Annotated in this window: 17 protein-coding genes and 1 pseudogene; 13 read left to right on the forward strand and 5 right to left on the reverse strand. The window is 62.8% G+C overall.

The genetic code is table 11. The annotated features are described in order from the left end of the window. The first annotated feature begins 23 nt into the window (after positions 1-23). From C2L64_RS01990 to C2L64_RS02020, 7 genes and pseudogenes are all read left to right on the forward strand, one after another. Positions 24-668, forward strand: coding sequence for a response regulator transcription factor (locus tag C2L64_RS01990; protein ID WP_007743424.1), 645 nt, complete (start codon positions 24-26; stop codon positions 666-668). A 144-nt stretch (positions 669-812) separates the two neighbouring features. Next, complete coding sequence (locus tag C2L64_RS01995) at positions 813-1,523, forward strand: response regulator transcription factor (RefSeq protein ID WP_090834997.1); 711 nt, start codon at positions 813-815, stop codon at positions 1,521-1,523. A gap of 87 nt (positions 1,524-1,610) precedes the next feature. After that, on the forward strand, positions 1,611-2,252 hold the full coding sequence (locus C2L64_RS02000) for a response regulator transcription factor (RefSeq protein ID WP_090835001.1): 642 nt from the start codon (positions 1,611-1,613) through the stop codon (positions 2,250-2,252). Between the two features lie 183 nt (positions 2,253-2,435). After that, positions 2,436-3,182: an aquaporin gene (locus C2L64_RS02005; RefSeq protein WP_079498024.1), complete on the forward strand. Its 747-nt coding sequence runs from the start codon at positions 2,436-2,438 to the stop codon at positions 3,180-3,182. Further along, positions 3,166-7,651: pseudogene (locus C2L64_RS02010) on the forward strand (ATP-binding protein). The gene C2L64_RS02005 and the pseudogene C2L64_RS02010 overlap by 17 nt, the downstream one beginning before the upstream one ends. Positions 7,652-7,814: 163 nt before the next feature. Continuing rightward, a complete protein-coding gene (locus C2L64_RS02015; RefSeq protein ID WP_007579738.1) occupies positions 7,815-8,249 on the forward strand; it encodes a CHRD domain-containing protein in 435 nt (144 codons plus the stop codon). A 169-nt stretch (positions 8,250-8,418) separates the two neighbouring features. Beyond that, entirely contained in the window at positions 8,419-9,369 is a 951-nt protein-coding gene (locus C2L64_RS02020; protein ID WP_090835056.1) for an alpha/beta hydrolase, read from the forward strand. Here C2L64_RS02020 and C2L64_RS02025 read toward each other — a convergent pair. Further along, positions 9,339-10,181, reverse strand: coding sequence for an EcsC family protein (locus C2L64_RS02025; protein WP_090835004.1), 843 nt, complete (start codon positions 10,179-10,181; stop codon positions 9,339-9,341). The two genes, C2L64_RS02020 and C2L64_RS02025, sit on opposite strands and share 31 nt — an antisense overlap. Before the next feature lie 143 nt (positions 10,182-10,324). Between C2L64_RS02025 and C2L64_RS02030 the strand changes: the two genes are divergently transcribed. Both C2L64_RS02030 and C2L64_RS02035 read left to right on the forward strand, forming a co-directional pair. After that, positions 10,325-11,920, forward strand: coding sequence for an MDR family MFS transporter (locus C2L64_RS02030; RefSeq protein ID WP_007579742.1), 1,596 nt, complete (start codon positions 10,325-10,327; stop codon positions 11,918-11,920). A 35-nt stretch (positions 11,921-11,955) separates the two neighbouring features. After that, positions 11,956-12,426: a MarR family winged helix-turn-helix transcriptional regulator gene (locus C2L64_RS02035; RefSeq protein ID WP_007579743.1), complete on the forward strand. Its 471-nt coding sequence runs from the start codon at positions 11,956-11,958 to the stop codon at positions 12,424-12,426. A gap of 58 nt (positions 12,427-12,484) precedes the next feature. On the opposite strand, the gene C2L64_RS02040 is transcribed toward C2L64_RS02035, so the two are convergent. Then, positions 12,485-13,762 carry an amino acid deaminase gene (locus C2L64_RS02040; RefSeq protein ID WP_007579744.1) on the reverse strand — a complete coding sequence of 426 codons (1,278 nt, stop codon included), beginning with the start codon at positions 13,760-13,762 and terminating at the stop codon, positions 12,485-12,487. Positions 13,763-13,903: 141 nt separating this feature from the next. Between C2L64_RS02040 and C2L64_RS02045 the strand changes: the two genes are divergently transcribed. The 4 genes from C2L64_RS02045 to C2L64_RS02060 all read left to right on the forward strand — a co-directional run bounded on the left by C2L64_RS02045 (position 13,904) and on the right by C2L64_RS02060 (position 18,575). Then, positions 13,904-14,794: a MurR/RpiR family transcriptional regulator gene (locus tag C2L64_RS02045; RefSeq protein ID WP_007579745.1), complete on the forward strand. Its 891-nt coding sequence runs from the start codon at positions 13,904-13,906 to the stop codon at positions 14,792-14,794. A gap of 3 nt (positions 14,795-14,797) precedes the next feature. Then, positions 14,798-16,285, forward strand: a complete 1,488-nt coding sequence (locus C2L64_RS02050) for an N-acyl-D-amino-acid deacylase family protein (RefSeq protein WP_007579746.1) — start codon at positions 14,798-14,800, stop codon at positions 16,283-16,285. 52 nt (positions 16,286-16,337) lie between these two features. Continuing rightward, positions 16,338-16,724, forward strand: a complete 387-nt coding sequence (locus C2L64_RS02055; RefSeq protein WP_007579747.1) for a RidA family protein — start codon at positions 16,338-16,340, stop codon at positions 16,722-16,724. A 711-nt stretch (positions 16,725-17,435) separates the two neighbouring features. After that, complete coding sequence (locus tag C2L64_RS02060) at positions 17,436-18,575, forward strand: IS481 family transposase (protein ID WP_103153660.1); 1,140 nt, start codon at positions 17,436-17,438, stop codon at positions 18,573-18,575. 177 nt (positions 18,576-18,752) lie between these two features. Here the strand turns inward: C2L64_RS02060 and queF are convergent, their stop codons facing one another. From queF to ilvA, 3 genes are read right to left on the reverse strand one after another with little or no spacing between them, the layout of a single operon-like run. Continuing rightward, positions 18,753-19,577: an NADPH-dependent 7-cyano-7-deazaguanine reductase QueF gene (gene queF / locus C2L64_RS02065; RefSeq protein WP_090835944.1), complete on the reverse strand. Its 825-nt coding sequence runs from the start codon at positions 19,575-19,577 to the stop codon at positions 18,753-18,755. Next, positions 19,574-20,476, reverse strand: a complete 903-nt coding sequence (locus C2L64_RS02070) for a 5'-nucleotidase (protein WP_090835945.1) — start codon at positions 20,474-20,476, stop codon at positions 19,574-19,576. Before C2L64_RS02070 ends, queF begins: the two co-directional genes overlap by 4 nt. A 12-nt stretch (positions 20,477-20,488) precedes the next feature. After that, positions 20,489-22,012 carry a threonine ammonia-lyase, biosynthetic gene (ilvA, locus tag C2L64_RS02075; protein WP_007579750.1) on the reverse strand — a complete coding sequence of 508 codons (1,524 nt, stop codon included), beginning with the start codon at positions 22,010-22,012 and terminating at the stop codon, positions 20,489-20,491. Between the last annotated feature and the right edge of the window lie 337 nt (positions 22,013-22,349).

Raw genomic sequence — 22,349 nt, forward strand, 5'->3', positions numbered from 1 at the left:
CGGCAATAGTGAATCTTCGAATCATGCTGGCAGACGATCATCCGTTTGTTCTGCTCGGTATCCGGGCCACGCTCGTGGCGCACGGAGGATTCACGATCGTCGGCGAGGCGACGAGCCCTTCGTCGCTCGTTCAACTGATGGGTAAGACCTCATGCGATGTGCTGGTCACGGACTTGACCATGCCGGATGCTTCGGGTGACGCGGATGACGGGCTGCGGCTCATCCGGCGCATCCGGGGCGGCTGGCCCGAGGTGCGCATCGTCGTGCTGACCAGTCTGACCAACGCTGCCATTCTCCGGTCGATCGTGTCCGACGGCGTGATCGGCATGCTCAACAAGAGCGAATCGATGGACGAGCTGGCCGCGGCTATCCGCGCGGCGGGCGCAGGCCGTTCCTACGTCAGCCAGTCAATCCTGCTGACGCTCGCAGAAGCGAGCGGTGAGCCGCTTGGGATGTCGCCCATGCGCAATCTTTCCCCGCGCCAGGCCGAAGTGATCCGCATGTTCGTGCGCGGCAAGTCGATCTCCGAAATCGCCCGCGACCTCGGGCGGGATGTCCGGACGGTCAGCCGGCAAAAGCGCGACGCAATGGCGAAGCTGGGCGTCAGCAATGATCCGGGGCTTTTTGCGTTCGTGCGAGCGTATGGTCTTGTGCAGAAAGTTGCGTAGGATAACTAATCAAATTTCATCGCTAAATGATTCTTCCAAATTCAGATAAGTCTTATGTCGGGGAGCGGTTGAATGTCTGATCCTCAGCCGGCTAAGGGCTCGCCGAATCAATACCAAGCTACAGAGCACAGGGAGCGACCACGCGTGAATATCAGAAAGGATGTGACACTGCCAATCCGCACCATCATCGCCGACGACCATCCGCTGGTCCTACTCGCGATTGAGAATCTGATGTCGGGGTTTCCGAATATCGAGATCGTCGGGAAGGCAACGGACTCATCGGAGTTGTTCGCTGAGGCGCAGCGTGTCAAATGCGAGCTTGTCGTCATGGATCTGTACATGCCCGGTGGCGCATATGGCGACGGCGTCGATATGGTTCGACAGTTCAAGGAACGTCATCCCGACGTCGTGGTCGTGGTGCTGACCATGGAAATCGCGGCGGATTCCCTGCAAAAGGTGATTTCGCTGGGCGTGGGTGCGGTCGTCAGCAAGCGCGACCGTATCGATCTGATTCATGTGGCGATCATCACCGCGTTGGCGCGCGAATGCTATGTCGGTCCCGCCATTCGCGCGTTGCTCGCCGACGCTACGTTGTCGCGCCGGATCGACTATGTCCGACAGGTTCTTTCGCGACGCGAGCTCGAAGTGTTGACGCACTATGCGACCGGGCGCGGAGTGACCGAAATTGCGCTGAGGCTCGGTCGTAGCGTCAAGACGATCAGCGCACAGAAATGTACTGCAATGCGCAAGCTGTCGCTGCAGAGCGATGCCGATCTGTTCCGGTTCGCCGTCGAACACGGTCTGGTGCCTGACGATCCATCAAGTGGCCCAGGCGGGTCGGGCAAAAGAGGCTGACGCAGCGAAGCTGCGACCCTGGCGAAGTGACCGTCCTCGAGGGGAACGCGCTGTACGGTGACGGTCCGTCAACAAGATCACAACAAGATGGAAAACAAGATTCGCGTCATCGTCGCCGACGATCACGTGTGCGTGCGCATGGGCGTCAGGTGTTTGCTGGAACAGATCGCACATGTGTCGGTGGCGGGCGAAGCAGCGAGCACGCAGGCACTCGCCGAACTGCTCGATGCGTGCGCATGCGACGTCGTCGTAACGGATATTGGCATGCCGGGCATCGACGGAGAAAGCAACGCGATCCAGTTCCTGCGGCGGCTGCTGCATCACACGCCTCAGTTGCCGGTTGTCGTGCTCACCATGATCCATCAGCCGTCGATCCTGATGGGGCTGCTGCAGCATGGCGTTGCCGCGATCGTCGACAAGCGCGATATCACCGCATCGCTGGTTCACGCGATCGACGCCGCGCTGACTGGCCAGGGTTATTTGTCAGATCACGCGCGCGCCGCCATTGCGAAGGCGGGCACACCGCAACCGCGGGCAGGCGTGATGAGCGCGGGCGAATGGAAAGTCTTCACGATGTACGTGAGCGGCCTGACGATCGGCCAGATTGCCACCAAGCTGAACCGCAGCGCGAAGACGATCAGCACGCAGAAGCGCAATGCGATGCGCAAGCTGGGGCTCGAGACGGAGGCCGATGTAATCGACTATGCCTGCCAGATCGGCCTCACCTGAATGATTTCGGAGTTGTCCGATTCTCTATCTCGTTCAACGGAACAACAATCTTCTGTTGGACTCCCGGATCGCGGGGGAGCGGCGCCAACACCATTGATTTGCCATGCAAATCAATCGACACCAGGCGCGAGCATGTAAATCGTCTCAAAAAAGTTGTCGGGACGAGCCGTTACGGGAGGATGCATGTCAGGGCTGGGAAAGCGATTGGTTGTCGAAGGTGCCGGGACGGCGTGGCTCGTGTTCGTTGGGTGCGGCACGGCCGTGCTCAACACCGGCGCGCAAGGTAATAGCGTTTTAGCTGTGCCGCTCGCATTCGGTCTCGCGCTGGCTACAGCGACTTACGTACTCGGGCGCTTCTCCGGCGCTCACTTCAATCCCGCCGTCACCGTCGGTTACGTGACCGCGCAGCGGTTTCCCGTCCGCGATCTCGCGCCCTATATCGCAGCGCAGGTGCTTGGTGCGCTCGCGGGCACGGCGCTGCTCGTCTACATCGCCAGCGGCCGTCCCGGCTTCGAACTCGCAGCGAGTGAATTCAGCGCGAACGGATATGGCGACCATTCTCCCGACGACTATCAGCTTCATTCCGCGCTGGCCGTCGAAATCACCATGTCGTTTGCGTTCGTGCTGGCGCGCATGCTCGTGTCCAACGGCCAATCGGCGAACCTGATCGATCCGCTCGTGGCAGGCGTGTGGCTGATGCTGAGTTACGTCGTCGCGACGCCCATCACCAACGGATCGTTGAATCCCGCGCGTTCGACTGGCCCGGCTCTGTTTGTCGGCGACTGGGCGCTCGACCAGTTGTGGCTCTTCTGGGCGGCTCCGCTGGCGGGCGGCATGCTCGCCGGCTTGCTCCATTCGCGACTGTTCGGCGACCCGGGCGATATCTTCGCGCGGCCGCCCCGCGAGAGCCGGCATGGCGAGTCGGCGTGAGCGTACGCACATGTACTGTTCGCGCATCTCCGCTCATTCCCGTGTTCGTTCCACACATCGCGCCTGGCTGATCGGCGTCCGCCTGGCGCTGAAGGCAAGCCTTGCGTTGCTGTTGATACTGCTGAGCGGTCAGCAGGCCAATGCCGCGCTCGGCGCGCGTCCACAAGCGTTTCCTCCCAAACTGATAGTCGGCGTGCTCGCCAGCGGCTGGTCGCCTTTCGAGATGTTTCAGGAAGGCCGGTTCACCGGGCTGAGCGTCGACTATCTGCGCGCCGTCGTTGGGCCGGACGTCGAGATCACGACGAAGTCGTTTCCAGACCTGAACCAGCTGCTCGCCGCGGCGTGCGCGAATCGCGTCGATGTGCTGATGAGCATCGCCCGCACGCCGGAGCGCGAGCATTGCCTGTCATTCTCGGTGCCGTATTTCCGCGGATCGACTTCCGTCGTGACGCGGGCGAGCAATGCGATGGCTTTGTCCGGCGAGGCCCAGGTGCAAAGCGCGCGCGTCGCCATCGAGCGCGGGTTCGCGCTCGGCGCCGTCCTGCGCGAGCGATTCCCTCGAGCACATATCGATAGCTTCACCGACACGCTTGCCGCGTTGCGCGCAATCAAGCGGGGTGACGACGACGCCTATTTCGGTTTTACGCCTGCCGTGCGGCATTATCTAGCGGATCCGGAATTCCGTGACCTGAGTATCGCGTTCGAGGAGACGGGGCAGGCGAGCGAGATGCGCTTCGCCGTGCCCGCCGGGAAAAGCGACCTGCGCGACAAGTTGGACCGCGGGCTGTCCGCGCTGCGACCGGACGACGAAGCCGCAATCCGGGCGCGCTGGATCGGCGGCAGCTTCGAAGCGCGGCCCGCATCGGCGGCGTCCAATCTCGTGCTGAGCCGTGAAGAGCAGGCGTGGCTCAGGTCGCTTCCGCCGCTCTCTGTTGGTTTCGACGCCGACTGGGCGCCGTTCAGCACGCTCGACGACCTCGGCCGTCCCTCGGGCATCGCCGCCGACTATCTCGACTATCTGGGCCGCACGCTCGGCCTCTCGTTCCACCGCGCGCCGGCGAAGGACTGGACGACCACGATTGCCGATTTCAACCGCGGCAACGTCCCGCTGCTCGCGACTGCCACGCGCAATGATCCCCAACTGGAGCATGCGACATTCACCCGCGCGTACGAAACGTATCCGCTTGTCATCGTCGCGCGCGAAGCCGAACCTGCTGCGCGCGGCCTCAACGATTTTGCTGCGCGCCGCATCGTGGTGTCGATGCATAGCCAAGGGGCGTTGCCATTCGAGTTGTATGGCGTCGTCGCGACGCACGCGACGGTCGCGCCAAATCTCGATGCGGCGCTGAAACTGCTGGCCGCCGGCGGCGCCGACGCGCTGGTTGGCAACGTCGCCGAAATCGATGCTGCGCTGACACGGGAATATGCGGGCGTGCTGAAAGTGGTCGGCGTAGTGCGCGAGCCAGATCCTGTCGGCTTCGCGGTTCGTGACGACCTCGCGACGCTGGCGGGACTGATCGACCGCGCGCTGCTCGCGATGCCTGCTTCGGAGCGCCAGCGCATCCGTCAGAAATGGGTGACAGGCGACGCACCGCCGCAAGGCGGCTGGAGCGTGACGGCACTGCGGCTGCTGCCTGTGCTGATCGGCATCGGCGTCGTGCTGCTGCTGACGTTGCGAGCGTACGTGTTGCTGCAGCGCGAAGTCACGCGGCGCGAGCGCACCGAGCGCGAACTCGAATCGCAACTGAACTTCCAGCAGACGATGATGGAAATGGTCCCGTATCCGCTCGTCGCAAAGGATCTGCAAGGGCGCTACATCGGCGTCAACCGGGCTTATGAACAAGCGACGGGCCTCAGGCGCGAAGCCGTGATCGGCCGCACGAGCGCGGACGTTCATGCCTGGGGCGAGGACAACAGCTTGCGTCTCGAGCAGTTGACACGCGAGGCGCTGCAAAGCGGCTTGGCCACACAGATCGAACTGGAGTTCGAAGACAGTCAGTACGACAGCCGGCACGGTCTCTTTTGCGTGTGCGTCTGCAACGGCGTCGACGGTACGCCGCTGTGCGTGCTCGGCACGCTCGTCGACATTACGGATATCCGTCGCGCCGAAATGCTGGCAAACGAAACACAGCGGCGCCTCGTCGACGTAACCAGCTCGTTGCCGGCCGTGGTGTTCCAGTTGCGCCGCGGGCTCGATGGCCAGTACACGTTCCCCTATGTGGGCGGCGATACCAAACAGTTGCTGGGTTACGACAGTGCCGTTCTGATGCGGCGCGCCACGCTCAATTTCGGCACCATTTGCGCGGACGACCGTCCCGGCGTCGTCGCCGCACTCGAGCGGTCCGCCGAAATGTCGGAGCCGCTGCACCTGGAGTTTCGGATCGATGGTCCCGGCGAGCAGCGCTGGGTTCGCGCGGAGCTCGTGCCGCGTCGCGAGCAGAGTGACGCGACCGTCTGGAGCGGCTATTGGGTCGACGCGAGCATCGAACGGCTGCGCGCCGACGAACTGGCGCGCGCGCGATCTGGCCGAAGCGGCGTCGCGCGCAAAAGACGATTTCCTCGCGATGATGAGTCACGAAATCCGTACGCCGATGAATGGCGTGCTCGGACTTGTCGAAGTCCTGGAGCGCACCCGGCTCGATGCCGACCAGGGCGAGATGCTCGGGATGATTCACGAATCGGCGGGTGCGCTGCTGCAGATTCTCGACGACCTGCTCGATTATTCGAAGATCGAGGCGGGACGACTGACCATCGAATCCGAGCCGATCGACCTGCGTGATCTGGTCGATACGGCGGTTGGCCTGTTGGCGGGGCGTGCGCATGAGAAAGGTCTCAAAGTGCGCGTTGATATCGATCCGCAGGTCGCCGCAACGCTGCGCGGCGACAGCGTACGCCTGCGACAAATCCTGTTCAATCTGCTCGGCAACGCGATCAAATTCACGCCGCGGGGCGAGGTCGATGTGAACGTGAAGGTAGTCGAGGAGAGCAAGGCGGGACAAACGGTCGAGATAACCGTCGTCGATACGGGTATCGGTATCGCGCCTGAAGTCCAGGCTCGCCTGTTCGAGCCTTTCGTGCAGGCGGAATCGTCGACCACGCGGCGCTTCGGCGGCACGGGCCTCGGGCTGACGATCTGCCGCAAACTGATCGCGTTGATGGGCGGCGCGCTGTCGTTGTCGAGCACGCCTGGTGAAGGCACGCACATGACGCTGCGGTTGCGGATGCCGCTCGAAATGCAGCACTACACGGCGGGCGGATTGCGCGGCAAGCGCGGCGTCGTCGCGACGCCGGATGCGTGCGTCGCGAGGGCGCTTGCGCACTTCGGCGCGGCGCTTGGCATCGAGCTGCGTTGCGCCGGTGCCGACCTTGTCGAGTTGCGCGATCCGCGAGCGCTGCGAGGTGTGGACCTTGTGTTCGTCGGCGACGGCGTCGAGCTGCCGCCGGCCGTCGCGCAGTCCGGCGCGAAAATTATCAGCCTGACCGAGAAGCCGAAGCCGACGGGCTATCGGATCGTTGATAACGCCGTGCGCGTGAGCATCAACCCGATCTCGTGGCGTGGCTTGAGCGCGGCGTGCGCGGCCGCGTTGACGGGCCTTTCGCCGACGCCTGCGCGTCATCCCGGCGCCGCCGAAGCCGCCGCCGCGCCGCCGGATCGGGAGCGCGCGATTGCGAGCGGGCGCCTCGTGCTCGTCGCCGAAGATCATCCCGTCAATCAGGAACTGATCCGTCATCAACTGGCGCTGCTCGGTTTCGCGTGCGATGTCGTCAATGACGGCGCCGAGGCACTTGAAGCACTCGATGCGACACCGTACGGCTTCCTGATTACCGACTGTCACATGCCGATCATGTCCGGCTACGAACTGGCGCGATCCGTGCGCGAAAGCGAGCAACTGACGGGCGAGCACCTGCCGATACTCGGGATCACCGCGAACACTGCGCCCGAAGATCTGAAGGCATGTCGCGAGGCAGGCATGGACGATTGCCTCGTCAAACCGACGCGCCTCGCCACCTTGCGTGAATATCTGAGCCGCTGGTTCGGCGCGGACAGCGCGCGGCCCGCCACGCAAGGCGACGCGACGGCTGCTGTCGTCCCCGATGCGGGACCTGCGAACGTCGGCAGCATCGCATTCGTTCCCGTCGATCTCAGCCAGTTGACGCAGATCTGGGGCAGTGAGTCGACGGTCAAGTCGCTGCTCGATGCATTCGTGTCGGCCGTGCGCGACGATCTGCGCGCGTTGCCGCCGCTGCTGAACGACCTCGATGTCCCGGCGTTGCGTCAATGGCATCATCGCGTCGCCGGCGCGGTGGGTGTGTTGCAGTATCCGCCGCTGCTCGGCGCGCTCGAACAGTACCGGCAGCACTTGACTTCGGCGCCGTCGGACACACTGCGCAGCGAGGGCATTGCGCTCGTGCGCACGTGCAATACGATGCTCGACGGCATCGAAGAGCAGGCGGCGCTGCTCGCCTGACTTCCCGTTCCTTCTCCTGCTTCGCAACGCTTTGCACCGCTGCGCGTGCGTCACGCGCAGCGCTCCGAATTACACTAGTATGTGCTGGCGCATGAGACGGCGTCCGCTTACGCACTGCGCGTGACGCGACGCCGATCCTGAGCGCAAAGACTCGGAGAGAACGATGATTGCAATTCGAAAGCTGAGCATGGTTGCTGTCTTGTGGGCGCTGGCGTCGGGTGTCGCGCTGGCGGATACGGTGGAATTGAAGGCCGACCTCGAGCCGTCGAGTGAAGTGCCACCGCGCGTGAGTCACGGACATGGCGCACTGAACGCCACGTTCGATACTTCGACGAACACACTCAAGTGGACAGCGACTTACGAGAGCCTGTCGGGACCCGTGACGATGGCGCACTTCCACGGTCCTGCACCCGTCGGGCAGAACGCCAAGGTGCAGGTGCCCATCGACAAGAACGCGCTGGCCACTCCTATCAAAGGTTCCGCGACGCTGACAGAGCAACAGGTCACCGACCTGATGGGCGGTCAGTGGTACTTCAACGTTCACACCGCGCAGAATCCGACGGGTGAAATTCGCGGCCAGGTGTTGCCGGCGAATTAAACGAAGCACGCAATCGAACACGATGGCCGGAACCGTCAGCGGCGGTTCCGGCCATTTTTCTTTTCAAGCGGCGCGCGCCTGTCCACGTCGCCAATAGAAGCCGCCTTCGATTGAAGCGCGTCGAAAGCCACGTACCATGGCGATTCAACCCGCGATGGAGAGTGCCCCGATGAGTTGGCAAAGCGCCTTGGCATGCTGGTTCCTGCGCCGTCAGTTTCATCCGCAGACGCGGCATCCGACGATCAGCGCCGAACGCGCGCGCAGGATGACGGCGAAGCGCGCGTACACGCCGCGTGTGCCGTCGGGCTGGACGCTGGATGAGCGCTATGGCGAGCACGACTGGCCGTTGCGCGGCGAATGGCTGACGCGCGTCGACGGCAGGCACACGGCGACGATCCTCTATCTGCATGGCGGCGGGTATTACTTCTGCTCGCCGCAGACGCATCGCGCGGCGTCCTTTGGTCTCGCATCGCGCAGCGGCGCGCGCGTGTTCTCGCTCGATTACCGGCTCGCGCCCGAGAACCCGTTTCCCGCCGCGCTCGACGATGTATTGGCCGCGTACCGTAGCTTGCTCGAAGACGGCACGAAGCCCGACTCGATCGTGCTCGCAGGCGATTCGGCGGGCGGCGGCCTCGCGCTCGCGACGCTCGTCGCGTTGCGCGATGCGGGTGAGCCGTTGCCGGCAGGCGCGATCCTGTTTTCGCCGTGGACCGATCTCGCGGCGACGGGCGCGTCGCTGCAAACCAACGACGGCATCGATCCGATGTTTCACGGTCCTTCCATCGCGCGGGCCGCGAGGCTGTATCTCGGCGACACGCCGGCTACCCATCCGTACGCATCGCCGCTCTTCGCAGACCTGAAGGGTCTGCCGCCGCTCTTCATGCAGGTGAGCAGCACAGAAGTCCTGCTGGACGATTCGCGCCGCGTCGCGGACAAGGCGCGCGCAGCGGGCGTCGATATCGACTTCGAGATCTGGCGCAAGATGCCGCACGTGTGGCAGCTCTGGGCGCCGTTCATTCCCGAAGCGCGCCGCGCGCTCGATCTCGCCGCGCGTTTCGTCGCGCGCGTGACGAGCGAGCCGCGCGACGTTCATCCGGCGAGCGAAAGGTCGATCGCCTGATAAGCGGCCTGCACGGCGTCCATGCCGTACTGGCGTTCGAGCCGGCGCACGGTGAAGTGACCGTGCGCGACCTGCTGGAAGTGGTCGATGAACACGGTGTTGACCATCGCGCCGAGCACCGCGCCGATCGCCGGAATCGACTTCGCGGCGATCTGCTCGCTCACCTGCACCGAGAAGCGCGCCGCGATCGTGTTCAACAGCCGCAGCAGCGCCGCCGAGCCGTGCGTCGTGAAACCCTTCGTCGCGATCTCCGACGACGCTTTCGATACCGCCTGCGCCAACGCGCCTCGCATGATGAAATAGCCGTAATCGGCGTCGTCGTCGGCTTTCGACGTGCCGCCCATCCCTAGCACTGTCAGACATTGAAGTTGCGTATCGACGGAAGTCAGATCCTCGCCCTCGCTGCGAGCGATATCGCAGATCGAGCGGAACATCAGCGTGGTCGTGACAGGCAGCTCGACGGGCAGCGCGAACAGCCCGAATGCGCCACCCGCCGCGCCCGTCGTCGCGACCGCGAACTTGTGCAGCAGATTGCTCGGCCGGTCGCTGACGCCGAGCGGCGCGCCGGCCATCGGACGCCCGAGCGTGCGCAGCGCGATCTGCAGACATTTGCGCAGCGCAAGTTGGGTCGCGTCGTTGACCTTGTCGCTGGCGATCGACGGCATGCGCGAAATCAGTTTTTCCATCGGCGAGCCGACGATGCTGGCGAGCTTCATCGCCAGCGCCGGGCTTTCAAGCTCGTGTTTGGCGCGGCGCAGGGCCGCGAGGTCGTCCGCGGAAAGCGGCGGGGCGGCGAGCATAGTCGGTTCCATGAATCTCCCTGAATTTCGGAATTTTTAGAAGCGTCGGATGAAACGGGTCTGATGAAACGGCCGCAATCGACGCACCCGGATTAGAACCATTCAGCATGGTATGATTCCATATCGTTGACGCGTCAACTGTTGCTCTATCAAAAATGGCCGTGCATACCGCCGCCCACCACTCGAGTGGGCAAGTCTTACCGTTCCGGGAGTCGCTACTGGCGATGCTCGGCGTCTCTTTCGTCTCGATGCTCGTCGCGCTCGACCAGACCGTGGTCGGCACCGCGCTGCCGACCATCGTCGCGGATCTCAAGGGCTTCGAACTTTACGCGTGGGTCGCGACGTCGTATCTGCTGACGTCGGTGATTACCGTGCCGATCTTCGGGCGCCTCGGCGATTACTACGGGCGCAAGCCGTTCGTCATTGCATCGATCGTCGTGTTCACGGCGGCTTCCGTGCTCTGCGGCGCGGCCAACAACATGCTGTTCCTGGTGATCGCGCGCGGCTTGCAGGGCATCGGCGGCGGCATGCTGGTCGGCACCGCGTTCGCCTGCATCCCCGATCTGTTTCCCGATTCCGTGGTCCGGCTGCGTTGGCAGGTACTGATGAGCACGGCGTTCGGCATTGCGAATGCCATCGGTCCGTCGCTCGGCGGCTTTCTCACGCAGTACTACGGCTGGCGCTCGGTGTTCTACGTGAATCTGCCCGTCGGCTTGTTGTCGCTGTTTTTCGTGTGGCGTTATCTGCCGCACCTGCGGCATGTCGTTCATAAAGGCAAGATGCGGCTCGACTGGCCAGGCGCGCTGCTGATCGCGCTGTCGCTCGGCAGCTTGCAGATGTTCGTCGAATTGCTGCCGAAGCACGGCGTCACGGCTTCGGCGCTTGCGTTGCTGGTCGTGAGCGTCGCGTGCGCGATTGCGTTGTGGAAGTGGGAAAAGCGCTTCCCGCAAGCGATTCTGCCCATCGACATGTTCCGCAACAAGAGCCTGTCCGCGCTATTCGTGCTGGCCGTGCTCGGCGGTTTCGCGATGTTCTCGCTGCTGTTCTACGCGCCGCTGCTGTTTCAGGGCGGCTTCGGCATGACGCCGAACGAGGCCGGACTCGTGATCACGCCGCTCGTCGTGTTCATCACGATCGGCAGTATTGCGAATGGGCGCATCGTGTCGCGCGTGCCGAACCCGAATGTGATGCTGTTCATCGGCTTTGCGCTATTCGCGGCAGCGTCGCTCGGCGTGGTGATTGCGACGCGCTCGATGCCGCACTGGCTGCTGATGCTGTTCATGACCTTCGGCGGCCTTGGCCTCGGCTTCGTGCTGCCGAATCTCACCGTGTTCGCGCAGCAGACGGCGGGCCGCGAGCATCTCGGCATCGCGACGGCGCTGCTGCAATCGCTGCGGATGATCGGCGGGATGATCGGCACGGCGCTGACGGGCACGCTCGTCACGCATATGTATGCGAGTGGCGTGCGCAGCGCGCTCGACGGCGATCAGGCGAGCCAATGGTTCGCCGATCTCGGCGATCCGCAGATCCTCGTGAACCGCGACGCGCAGCACACACTTTTGAGCGAACTCGCGAAGGCAGGGCACAATGGTGCCGTGCTGCTGGAGTCGGCGCGCGAGTCGCTGGTGGGCGCGATCCATATCGGCCTGATGCTCGGCGCGCTGGTGTCGCTGTTCGCGATCTGGCAGAGCCGGCGCGTGCCACCCGTCAAACTGCGCAAGCAGATCGAGCCGGTCATCCACGCGGATTGACGGGAATGTAAGCGCTTTTGAATCGAAGATAGATCATGGAAGAACAGGACCGCGTCGCTATCCTGCATCAGTTTGGACGCACGTACCGCGCGTTCATGTCGGCGTTCGAAGGCCGCGTCGGGCATCCGATGCCGCGCTGGCGCATTCTGCTCGCGTTGTACGAGCAGGCGGGCGAGTCGTCGCAGAAGAAGCTGGTCGAACGCTTGCGTATCGATCCGGGCGCGCTGACGCGGCAACTGAAGTCGCTCGAAGCGATGGGCTGGATCTCGCGCAGCATGGACGAGCGCGACAACCGCATCACGAATGTGAAGCTCACGGCGGAAGGCCGCGCCGCGATCGAAACGAGCTTGCCGAACCGCAATGCGTTTCTGCACGACACGATGGCCGCCTTGCCCGACGATGTGCTAGCTGGCCTGTCGAGCGCGCTGACGATGCTCGAAGCGCGCATCGGCGAAGTAGCCGCGTCTGCGGCGACGGATGTGGAAGCGACGCAAACCGGACGCTGAGCCAATAAAAAAACGGCGCTGTGTCGTGAGACGCAGCGCCGCTTCGATCGAAGAACAATCAGAAGAACGTTTCGATCACTTCCGTCACGCGATACGACGGATCGACCACCAGCACCTGACGCCACTTGTCGAACGTCAGGCACGGATGCGAGATATCGAACGCGATCATGTCGCCGACTTTCAGATCGGCGCCTGCGGGAATCCGCAGATAGGCGTGCTGATCCATCAAGCCGAAAATTTCCCAACCTTCATCGGCGGCGACATCGCGTGGCGCCTGCGTGCCCGGACGATAGTGCTTCGCGGGTTCGGGGTAGCCGGCGTCGAACGCCGAGTCACGCTTGCCGAGGCCGATGATCGCGCGATCCGGTTCGGGAATGGACTGCACATACGCCCACAGATGCAGCGCGGGCAACAACCCTTCGCCCATGCGCTTTGCGACAGGATTGCGCTTGAAGATATCCGTCTGCGCCTTGCGATAGATGCCGACGTCATGCGTCAGATAGCAGCCCGGGCGCAGCACGATCTCGATGCGGTCTTTGCGCGACGCTTTCGAGAATTCTTCCGCGACCACGTCGTACCACGCCGAACCCGCACCCGACAGCACGGCCGGCGTGCGAGCGAAGCGACCCTGGTCCGACAGTTCGAGCGTGAGCTTCACGGCGCTGCGCAGGAAGTCGCGCACTTCCTGTTCTTCCTTCAACACGCCTTCATACAGTTCGATGCCCGCGAGCTTCAACGAATCCGGGTAACGCGCGATCGCATCGAGCACGGCATGGGTTTGCGCGTCATCGCGCACACCTGTGCGACCGCCAGGCACGCCGAGTTCCACCAGCACCTGCAACTGCTTCTTTACCGAGCCGAAGAAGTTGCCAAGCTGCTCGACGCCTTCAACGGAATCCACGAGACAGAAGAACTCGAAGTCCGGATCGCTCAGCAGTTCCGCGATCATCAGCATGTTGCGCTTGCCGACCAGCTGGTTCGCCATCAACACGCGCGATACGCCGCCGTGATACGCGGCGCGCACCTGATGTGCCGTCGCAAGCGTGATGCCCCACGCGCCCGTTTCGATCTGGCGGCGGAACAGTTGCGGCGCCATCGTCGTCTTGCCGTGCGGCGCGAGCTTCACGCCGTACTCGGCGACGAACGTCTGCATCCATTTCAGGTTGTGCTCGATACGGTCCGCATACAGAACGGCGGCGGGCAGACTCACGTCTTCGTCGAGCAGATTCCATTCGAGACGCGGCGCGTCCGTCAGTTGGATGCTCGCGCCCGGTACGTTGCCCAAGCCCTTGCTATAAGGGTCGATCGTGGCTCCCTGATAGTTTGTAACTTTCATGTCATCCTGCTCCATCGGCCAGTTAAATCGAATCGAAGTTGACTTTCGTATGTTACCGAAAGTACGATGTTTGATGAAATGTTATTTAGTACCACGCGTGCGCCGAGCAATGTTACCGGCGGCGCGTGGTGCTTGCGAGCCATGAATTCCACCGCCGAACCCGTTGCTTTCGACATTGTCGCCCGCATTGCAGAATGCGCGCCCGAATTGCGCTCGGCTGAGCGCAAGGTCGCGGCGCTGATTCTCGACGATCTGACGGGCGCATCGCGGGCGAGCATCGGCGCGTTGGCCGAGCGGGCACAAGTGAGCGTCGCAACGGTTACGCGCTTCGCGAAAGCGGTTGGCTGCCGTGACGTGCGCGAACTCAAGCTGCGGCTCGCGCAGGCGGCTGCCGTCGGTCAGCGGTTCCTGCAGCCTGGCGCGCAGGCCGATACGCCCGAGCCATTGGCGACGCGCGTGTTCGACGAGCTGCAGACGGCGCTCACGCACAATCATCAGTTGCTGTGTCAGGCGCCTGTGGCGCAGGCCGCCGCCGCGCTGCGCGAAGCGCGCATGATTTACGTGTTCGGCATGGGCGGAGGCTCGACGGCGCTTGCCGATGAAATGCGCTTTCGGCTCGTGCGACTGGGGCGGCCCGTTGCGACGTATCAGGACGGTTTGCTGCAGCGCATGGTTGCATCGACGGTCTCGCGCGATACCGTGGTGATCGCGCTCTCGACGACAGGGCGCGTGCCGGAAATGGTCGACAGCTGCAAGATCGCGCGCAGCTATGGCGCGACGCTCATCACGTTGACGGCGCCCGCGTCGCCGCTTGCGAAGATGGCCGACTGGGTGATTCCCATCGTCGCGTTCGAAACCGATTTCATCTACAAGCCGTCGTCGTCGCGTTACGCGATGATGATGGCGCTCGACGTGCTCGTCACCGAACTGGCCGTGAGCCTCGGCGACGAGAGCCGCGAACTGCTGCGCCGCATGAAGCATGCGCTCGATGCGCATCGCGGCGGCGGCGACCGACAACCGCTAGGAGATTGATCCATGCATTCGCACCCCGAAGCCGCTGATACGCTGATCGTCGGCGCGCAACTGTATGACGGCACGGGCGCGCCGCCTGCCGAACGCGACGTCGCGTTGCGCAACGGCAGGATTGCCGCGATCGGCAACCTGTCGAACTGGCTGGCCGAAGAGGTGATCGAGGCGAACGGCCGCGCGCTCGCGCCGGGCTTCATCGACGTGCACACGCACGACGACACGCACGTGATCCGTTCGCCGCAAATGCTGCCGAAGATCACGCAGGGCGTGACGACGGTGATCGTCGGCAATTGCGGGATCAGCGCGTCGCCCGTGTCGCTCAAGGGCGATCCACCCGATCCGATGAACCTGCTCGGCCCGCGCGATGCGTTTCAGTATCCGACGTTCGCCGCCTATGTCGATGCCGTGAATGAAGCGAAGCCGTCCGTGAATGTCGGCGCGTTGATCGGACATACGGCGTTGCGCAACAACCATATGGACCGGCTCGACCGCGCGGCGACGCACGAGGAAATCGACGGGATGCGCGTGCAGCTCGAAGAGGCGCTCTTGAATGGCGCGCTGGGGTTGAGTTCAGGGCTCGCGTATAGCTCCGCGTTCGCCGCGCCGACGGAAGAAGTGATGGCACTCGCCGAGCCGCTCGCGGTGGCGGGCGCGTTGTACACGACGCACATGCGCACCGAGTTCGATGCGATTCTCGATGCGATGGACGAGGCGTACCGTATCGGCAAGCACGCGCGCGTGCCTGTCATCATCTCGCACCTGAAATGCGCGGGGCCGTCGAACTGGGGGCGCAGTGTCGAGGTCCTGGCGTCGCTGGAAGGCGCACGGCAGTTTCATCCTGTCGGCTGCGACTGTTATCCGTACAACCGCAGTTCGTCGACGCTCGACGTGAAGCAGGTGACGGGCGATATCGACATCACGATCACGTGGTCGACGCCGCATCCCGAGATGGCGGGCAAGTTGGTGAAGGAGATCGCGGCGGAATGGGGTGTGCCGCAGCAGGAAGCGGCGAAGCGGCTGCAACCGGCGGGCGCCGTTTATCACAACATGTCCGAGGACGATGTGCGGCGCATCCTTTCGCATCCGGCGACGATGGTCGGCTCCGATGGCCTGCCGAACGATCCGCTGCCGCATCCGCGTTTGTGGGGCGCGTTTCCGCGCGTGCTGGGCCACTATGCGCGCGATCAGCAGTTGATTCCGCTGGAAGAGGCGATTCGCAAGATGACGAGTTTGTCTGCGCGGCGCTTTGGGTTAAAGGAGCGTGGCGAGGTGCACATCGGCTATCACGCCGATCTCGTGTTGTTCGACCCGGCGCGCGTGCGCGACGCGGCGACGTTCGACAAGCCGCAGCAGGCGGCCGACGGCATCGACGCGGTGTGGGTGAATGGCGTGCTGTCGTATCTCGATGGCAAGCCGACGGGCGAGCGCGCGGGCAGGTTTGTGGCGCGTGGGGCGACGGCGGCGTCGCGGGCTGAGCTTACGCAGGGTTTCTGAATTTTTGCATTCGCATTGGGTGCGGACGCGCTTACGTTACAGGAGTTGAACGATGAAGCGTTATGGCGTTGAAGGTGGCAAAGGTACGGGCGGTCAGGTGATGCCGTTTGCGCGTGCGGTCGAGGCGGATGGCTGGCTGTTCGTGTCGGGGCAGACGCCGATGGAAAACGGCGAAGTGATCAATGGCGGGATCGTTGAGCAGTCGCACAAGACCATTCAAAACGTGCTGGCAATTTTGACCGAGGCCGGGTATGGGCCTGAGCACGTCGTGCGGTGTGGGGTGTGGCTCGATGATCCGCGGGATTTTGCTTCCTTTAACAAGGTGTTCAAGGAGTACTTTGGGGCGAATCCGCCTGCGCGGGCATGTGTGGTGTCGTCGATGGTTATCGACTGTAAAGTTGAGGTTGACTGCGTCGCTTATAAGAAGCCTGCGGTGTAAGGTTTTTTTGCTTGCGGCGCGGGGTGGTTTGCTTGCCTTTGTGCTGGCATCCGCGATTCGTTAGCTTGCTTCAAGCGTTGCCCCTGTGCGGGGCGGCACCTACTTTTCTTTGCCGCCGCAAAGAAAAGTAGGCAAAAGAAAGCGGCTAACACCGCCAATATTTCTTCTTGCCTGAGGGCCCCCAACCGGTCCTACGCTTCACACGGCAACGTCCTTGTTCGCCTGCGTTGCCAGCGCGCTGAATGAGCGCCTCACCTGCTTCAAATTCCTATACACGGGCCAGCGGCAGCGAATGGTATGTGCCGCCCAGGTGGCAAACTGTGTGTAGGTTGTCGCGTCGTATAGCCTGGCGCTCTTACATGGTGGAGCGCGCGCGCTATCGGTCGGAAGTGAGGCGTGTGTGTCTCTACGGCCTACACACAGTTTGCCACCTGGGCGGCGGCGGAATATCCGGCACGGCGTGCCGCAACGCGGGCGCGTGGAGCAGGTGAGGCGCTCGTTCGATGCGCTGGCAACGAGCATGAGTCACGTGATTGCCGTGTGAAGCGTAGGAACCTTTGGGGGCCCTCAGGCAAACACAAGAACTGGCGGTGTTAGCCGCTTTCTTTTGCCTACTTTTCTTTGCGGCGGTGTACAGACTGGAGACATAGCTGACAGGTGTACAGGGACATGACTGACACTTTCGGGTAATCAAACGCCCGGATTCCAACCATGCCCTGGGATGCAAAAGACACCATGAATCTCCGCGAAGACTTCGTGCGCGATGCCGCCACGCAGGCGGTGCCGTTCAGCGAGTTGTGCCGCAAATACAAGATCACCCGTCAGACGGGCTACAAGTGGCTTGGACGCCATAAGAGCGAAGGCGTCGACGGACTGGCCGACCGCTCCCGCCGCCCGCATCACAGCCCCACACGCTCACCGGAGCACATCGAAGCGCTGGTGCTGGACCTGCGCTGCCAGCACGGCTGGGGCGGACGCAAGATCGCACAGCGCCTGCGCGATCTGGGCCAGACCGAGGTGTCCGCGCCTGCCACCATCACCGAGATCCTGCGGCGCCACGGGCTGATCGACGAACACGCGTCGCGACAGCGCCAGCACTGGCAACGCTTCGAGCACGAGCATCCGAACTCGCTGTGGCAGATGGACTTCAAGGGCGACTTCCCGACCCTGGAGAGCGGGCGCTGCGCGCCGCTGACGGTCATCGACGATCACTCGCGCTACAACATCGTGCTGAGCGCCTGCTCGCGCACCACCACGCAGGTCGTGCAGGAAGCGCTCGAGCAGGCGTTCCGCTGCTACGGGCTACCCTCGCGCATCAACACCGACAACGGCGCGCCGTGGGGCTCGCCCAGCGCGCCGGGACAGCTCACCGAGCTCGCCGTCTGGCTGATCCGGCTGGGTATCCATGTGAGCTACAGCAGGCCGTATCACCCGCAGACCAATGGCAAGGACGAACGGTTTCACCGCTCGCTGAAGGCCGAAGTGCTGCAGCGGCACGCCTTCAGCACGCACGAGCACGTGCAGCAGGAACTGGATCGCTGGCGGCAGGTGTACAACACCGAGCGTCCACACGAGGCACTCGGGATGGCCACGCCGGTCACCCGCTACGCGTGCAGCCTGAGCAGGATGCCCGATCGCCTCCCGGAGCCCGAATACGAGTCCGGCGATGAAGTTTTACTGGTCAACTCAAGCGGCGTGGTGCGCTTCCGGGGCGAGAAACTGAAGCTCTCGATTGCGCTCAAGGGCTTGCATGTGGCAGCCCGCCCGAGCGAGGACGAAGACGGGGTGATCGAGTTCTGGTTCGCCCATCAGCGTGTCGAAAAACTTGACCTGAAGGAGCCCAAACCCTGACCATCATGTGTCAGCGATGTCCCTGTACATGTGTCAACGATGTCTCCAGTCTGTACACGGCGGCAAAGAAAAGTAGTTGCCGCCCCGCACAGGGGCAACGCGTGAAGCAAGCTAACGAATCGCGGATGCCAGCGCAAAGGCAAGCAAACCACCCCGCGTCGCAGACAAAAAACCAACTCACTGCCTTGCGGTACGCAAATTATCCGGCATCGGCAGATTAAAGTTAGTACGGAAAGGATTGATATCCAGCCCACCGCGCCGCGTATAGCGCGCATAAACAGCCAGCTTCACAGGCCGACAAACCTTGAGCACATCAAGAAAGATCTTCTCGACACACTGCTCATGAAACCCAGTGTGGTTTCGATAAGAAATAATGTACCGCAGCAGCCCAGCCTGATCGATCTGCGGCCCCACGTAGTGGATCTGCACCGAACCCCAATCAGGCTGCCCCGTCACCGGACAATTCGACTTCAAAAGATTGGAGAACAGCGTCTCCTCAACAGGCGCCTCATCAAGCGCAGCCTTGAGCAACCCAGCATCCGGCAGATAAACATCGGTATCCAGATCGAGCCGATCCAGCGAAGTCCCTTCAAACTCATCCATCGCGAGCTTGGAAAACTCCGCCGGCGGATAAAGATGCAACGACACGGACGACCCACACGCAGCAGAAACATCCCGCTTGATCGTGTCGCGAACCGTCTCGATCGAATCGAACGAAGTCTGCGCAAACGAGCCGAGATACAGCTTGAACGACTTCGACTCGACGATATTCGGCGACTCCGCCGGAATATAAAAAGTGGCAATCGCAATCTGCGGCTTGCCGCGCGCATTCAGCCACGATAGCTCATACGCGTTCCAGATGTCCGTGCCGAAAAACGGCAACGTCGCGCCAATACCGATCTGCTCGCGCGCATTCTTCCGCGCGATCGGAAAGAGCAGCGATGCGTCGTACTGTTCGGTGTAGCTGGACGGTTTGCCCAGCGGTGATTGTTCGGGTGTCATGATGCGTTCACGATGCCACTCAATACATGCCCGATCGCTGTCACGTCACGGGCCGACTCGCAGTGGCGAATTTGGTCGTCGAAGAAAAAGTCCGGCTCGAACTCGCGCAAAAACGCGCTCTTGTCCAGCCCGCCAAGAAACATCGCTTCGTCGATTTCGATGTTCCAGGCCATCAATGTGCGTATCGCGCGCTCGTGCGCAGGCGCCGAACGCGCGGTCACCAGCGCAGTGCGAATGTGCATCGGCGCTGCTTCGTCAGCCAGCGTCTGCAGTCGATGCAGCGCTTTCAACAAAGGCTTCAGCGGTCCATCGGCAAGCGGCAAATCCTTGTTGTCGATCTCGTGACCGACGAACGCGCCCAAGCCGTCCTTCTGAAACACGCGCTCCGCTTCGTCGGAAAACAGCACGGCGTCGCCGTCGAACGCAATGCGGATTTCGTCCGGATACTTGCTCGCCATTTTCGCCGATTCAGGCAACACGCGTGCAGCGGGAAATCCGGCGGCCAAAGCATCGCGCACGTCGTCCTGATTCGCCGACAGAAACAGCGACGCATTCAGCGGCTTCAGATACGCGAACGGCGCGCGGCCGCGCGTGAACACGCCGCGCTCGATCGCCAGGCCATGTTCGCGGCACGAACTGAAGGCGCGCAAGCCGCTAATGGGATCGCTGCGCGACAGAATCACCACTTCCACGCAGTGCGCGCCCGTATTCAGCGCAAGCAGCTTGCGAATCAGTGGAAACGCGACGCCCGGCTTGGCCGGCACGTTCAGCCGCTCGCGCTGCAGCGCTTCGTAGTCGCGCAGATTGCCATCCTCGTACACGCGGTTTTCTTCCTCGAAATCGAACAGCGCGCGCGAGGAGATCGCCACTACCAGTTTGTCGTCGAGCGAAAAGGCCATGCGCGTGCTTCGTTATCCAAGGAACAGTCGATACACCGGGTTCAATGTCTCTTCCCAATACGGATAGCCGAGCGTCGCGAGGAAGCGCGCGAATTCCGAATCTTCCGCCGACGGCACCTGAATGCCGACGAGGATCGAACTGTAGTCCGCGCCCTGGTTCCGGTAATGGAAGAGGCTGATGTTCCAGTTCGGCGCCATCGAGGACAGGAACTTCATCAGCGCGCCCGGCCGCTCGGGAAACTCGAAGCGGAACAGGCGTTCGTCGTGCGCGAGCGGCGAGCGTCCGCCGACCATGTAGCGAATGTGCTGCTTCGACAGTTCATCGCCCGTCAGATCGACGGTGGCGAAGTTGTGCGCCTCGAACGCGCCCGCGATCTGCGCGGACTCGCTACGATTGCGAGTCTGCACGCCGACAAAGATATGGGCCGACGCCGAATCGGCAATACGGTAGTTGAACTCGGTGACGCTGCGCGTGCCGACCAGTTCGCAAAAACGCTTGAAGCTGCCGCGCTCTTCGGGAATCGTCACCGCGAACACAGCCTCGCGCGCCTCGCCGACTTCCGCGCGCTCCGCGACGAAGCGCATGCGGTCGAAATTCATGTTCGCACCGGACGTGATGGCGATCAGCGTCTGGTTTTCGATGCCTTCACGTTCCGCGTACTGCTTCGCGCCCGCGACGGCCAGCGAGCCGGCCGGTTCCAGCACGCTGCGGGTGTCCTGGAAGACATCCTTGATCGCCGCGCACAGTGCGTCGGTGTCCACGGTCAGCACTTCGTCGAGATATTCCTGGCACAGGCGGAACGTTTCTTCGCCGACCAGCTTGACGGCCGTACCGTCCGAAAACAGACCGACTTCGTTCAGCGTCACGCGCTTGCCCGCCTTCAGCGATTGCGCCATCGCGCACGAATCGTCGGTTTGCACGCCGATCACCTTGATCTCCGGCCGCACCGATTTCACGTACGCCGCGATGCCAGCAGCGAGACCGCCGCCGCCGATGGGCACGAAGATCGCGTGAATGGGCGCCTGATGCTGGCTCAGCACTTCCATCGCAACCGTGCCCTGGCCGGCGATCACGTATTCGTCGTCGAACGGATGGACGAAGGTCAGGCCGTGTTGCTCCTGCAGCTTGACGGCGTGCGCATAGGCGTCGCTGAACGATTCGCCCGACTGCACGACTTCGACGGTCGGGCCGCCATGTGTGCGCACGGCATCGACCTTCACCTGCGGCGTCGTCACGGGAACCACGATGATCGCCTTCACGCCCATACGCGCCGCCGACAACGCGACGCCTTGCGCATGGTTGCCCGCCGAAGCCGTAATCACGCCGCGCGCGAGGGCGTCGGCGGGAATGTGCGCCATCTTGTTGTAGGCGCCGCGCAGCTTGAACGAGAAGACAGGCTGATTGTCTTCGCGCTTCAGGTAAATCGGGTTGCGCAGCCGTGCGGACAGATTCCGCGCATGTTCGAGTTCGGTCTCACGCGCGACGTCGTAGACGCGGGCGGTGAGGATTTTCTTCAGGTAGTCGTGGGAAGCCATGCGGGTCACGCGCGATGCGCTATTTCGGACGGGAAAGGATCAATGATAGCGCCAACCGTCTGTCCGGACGTGGCTGATCCGGGATTTGTCCGATTGCATTCGCTTTATCGGCAAGCTTGGCCAGCCGACCGGACGGTCGAAAAATCGGGCTCAGCGTGGGCACGGATGCGATGCATTTTGGGTGCGTCGCCGCCTGGCAATTTCGTGGCGAATTCTGTCAAGCGAACGCGCAAAGGCTTGTCGCGCTTACATTCGAGCGTCAACGCGCAATAGGATCATGCGGTAGAATCCTATTTTGGAACAAGGATCGGAAGATGCACTGGCAGCCTCGGATCGC

This window comes from Paraburkholderia hospita (assembly GCF_002902965.1).
GTDB lineage: Bacteria > Pseudomonadota > Gammaproteobacteria > Burkholderiales > Burkholderiaceae > Paraburkholderia > Paraburkholderia hospita.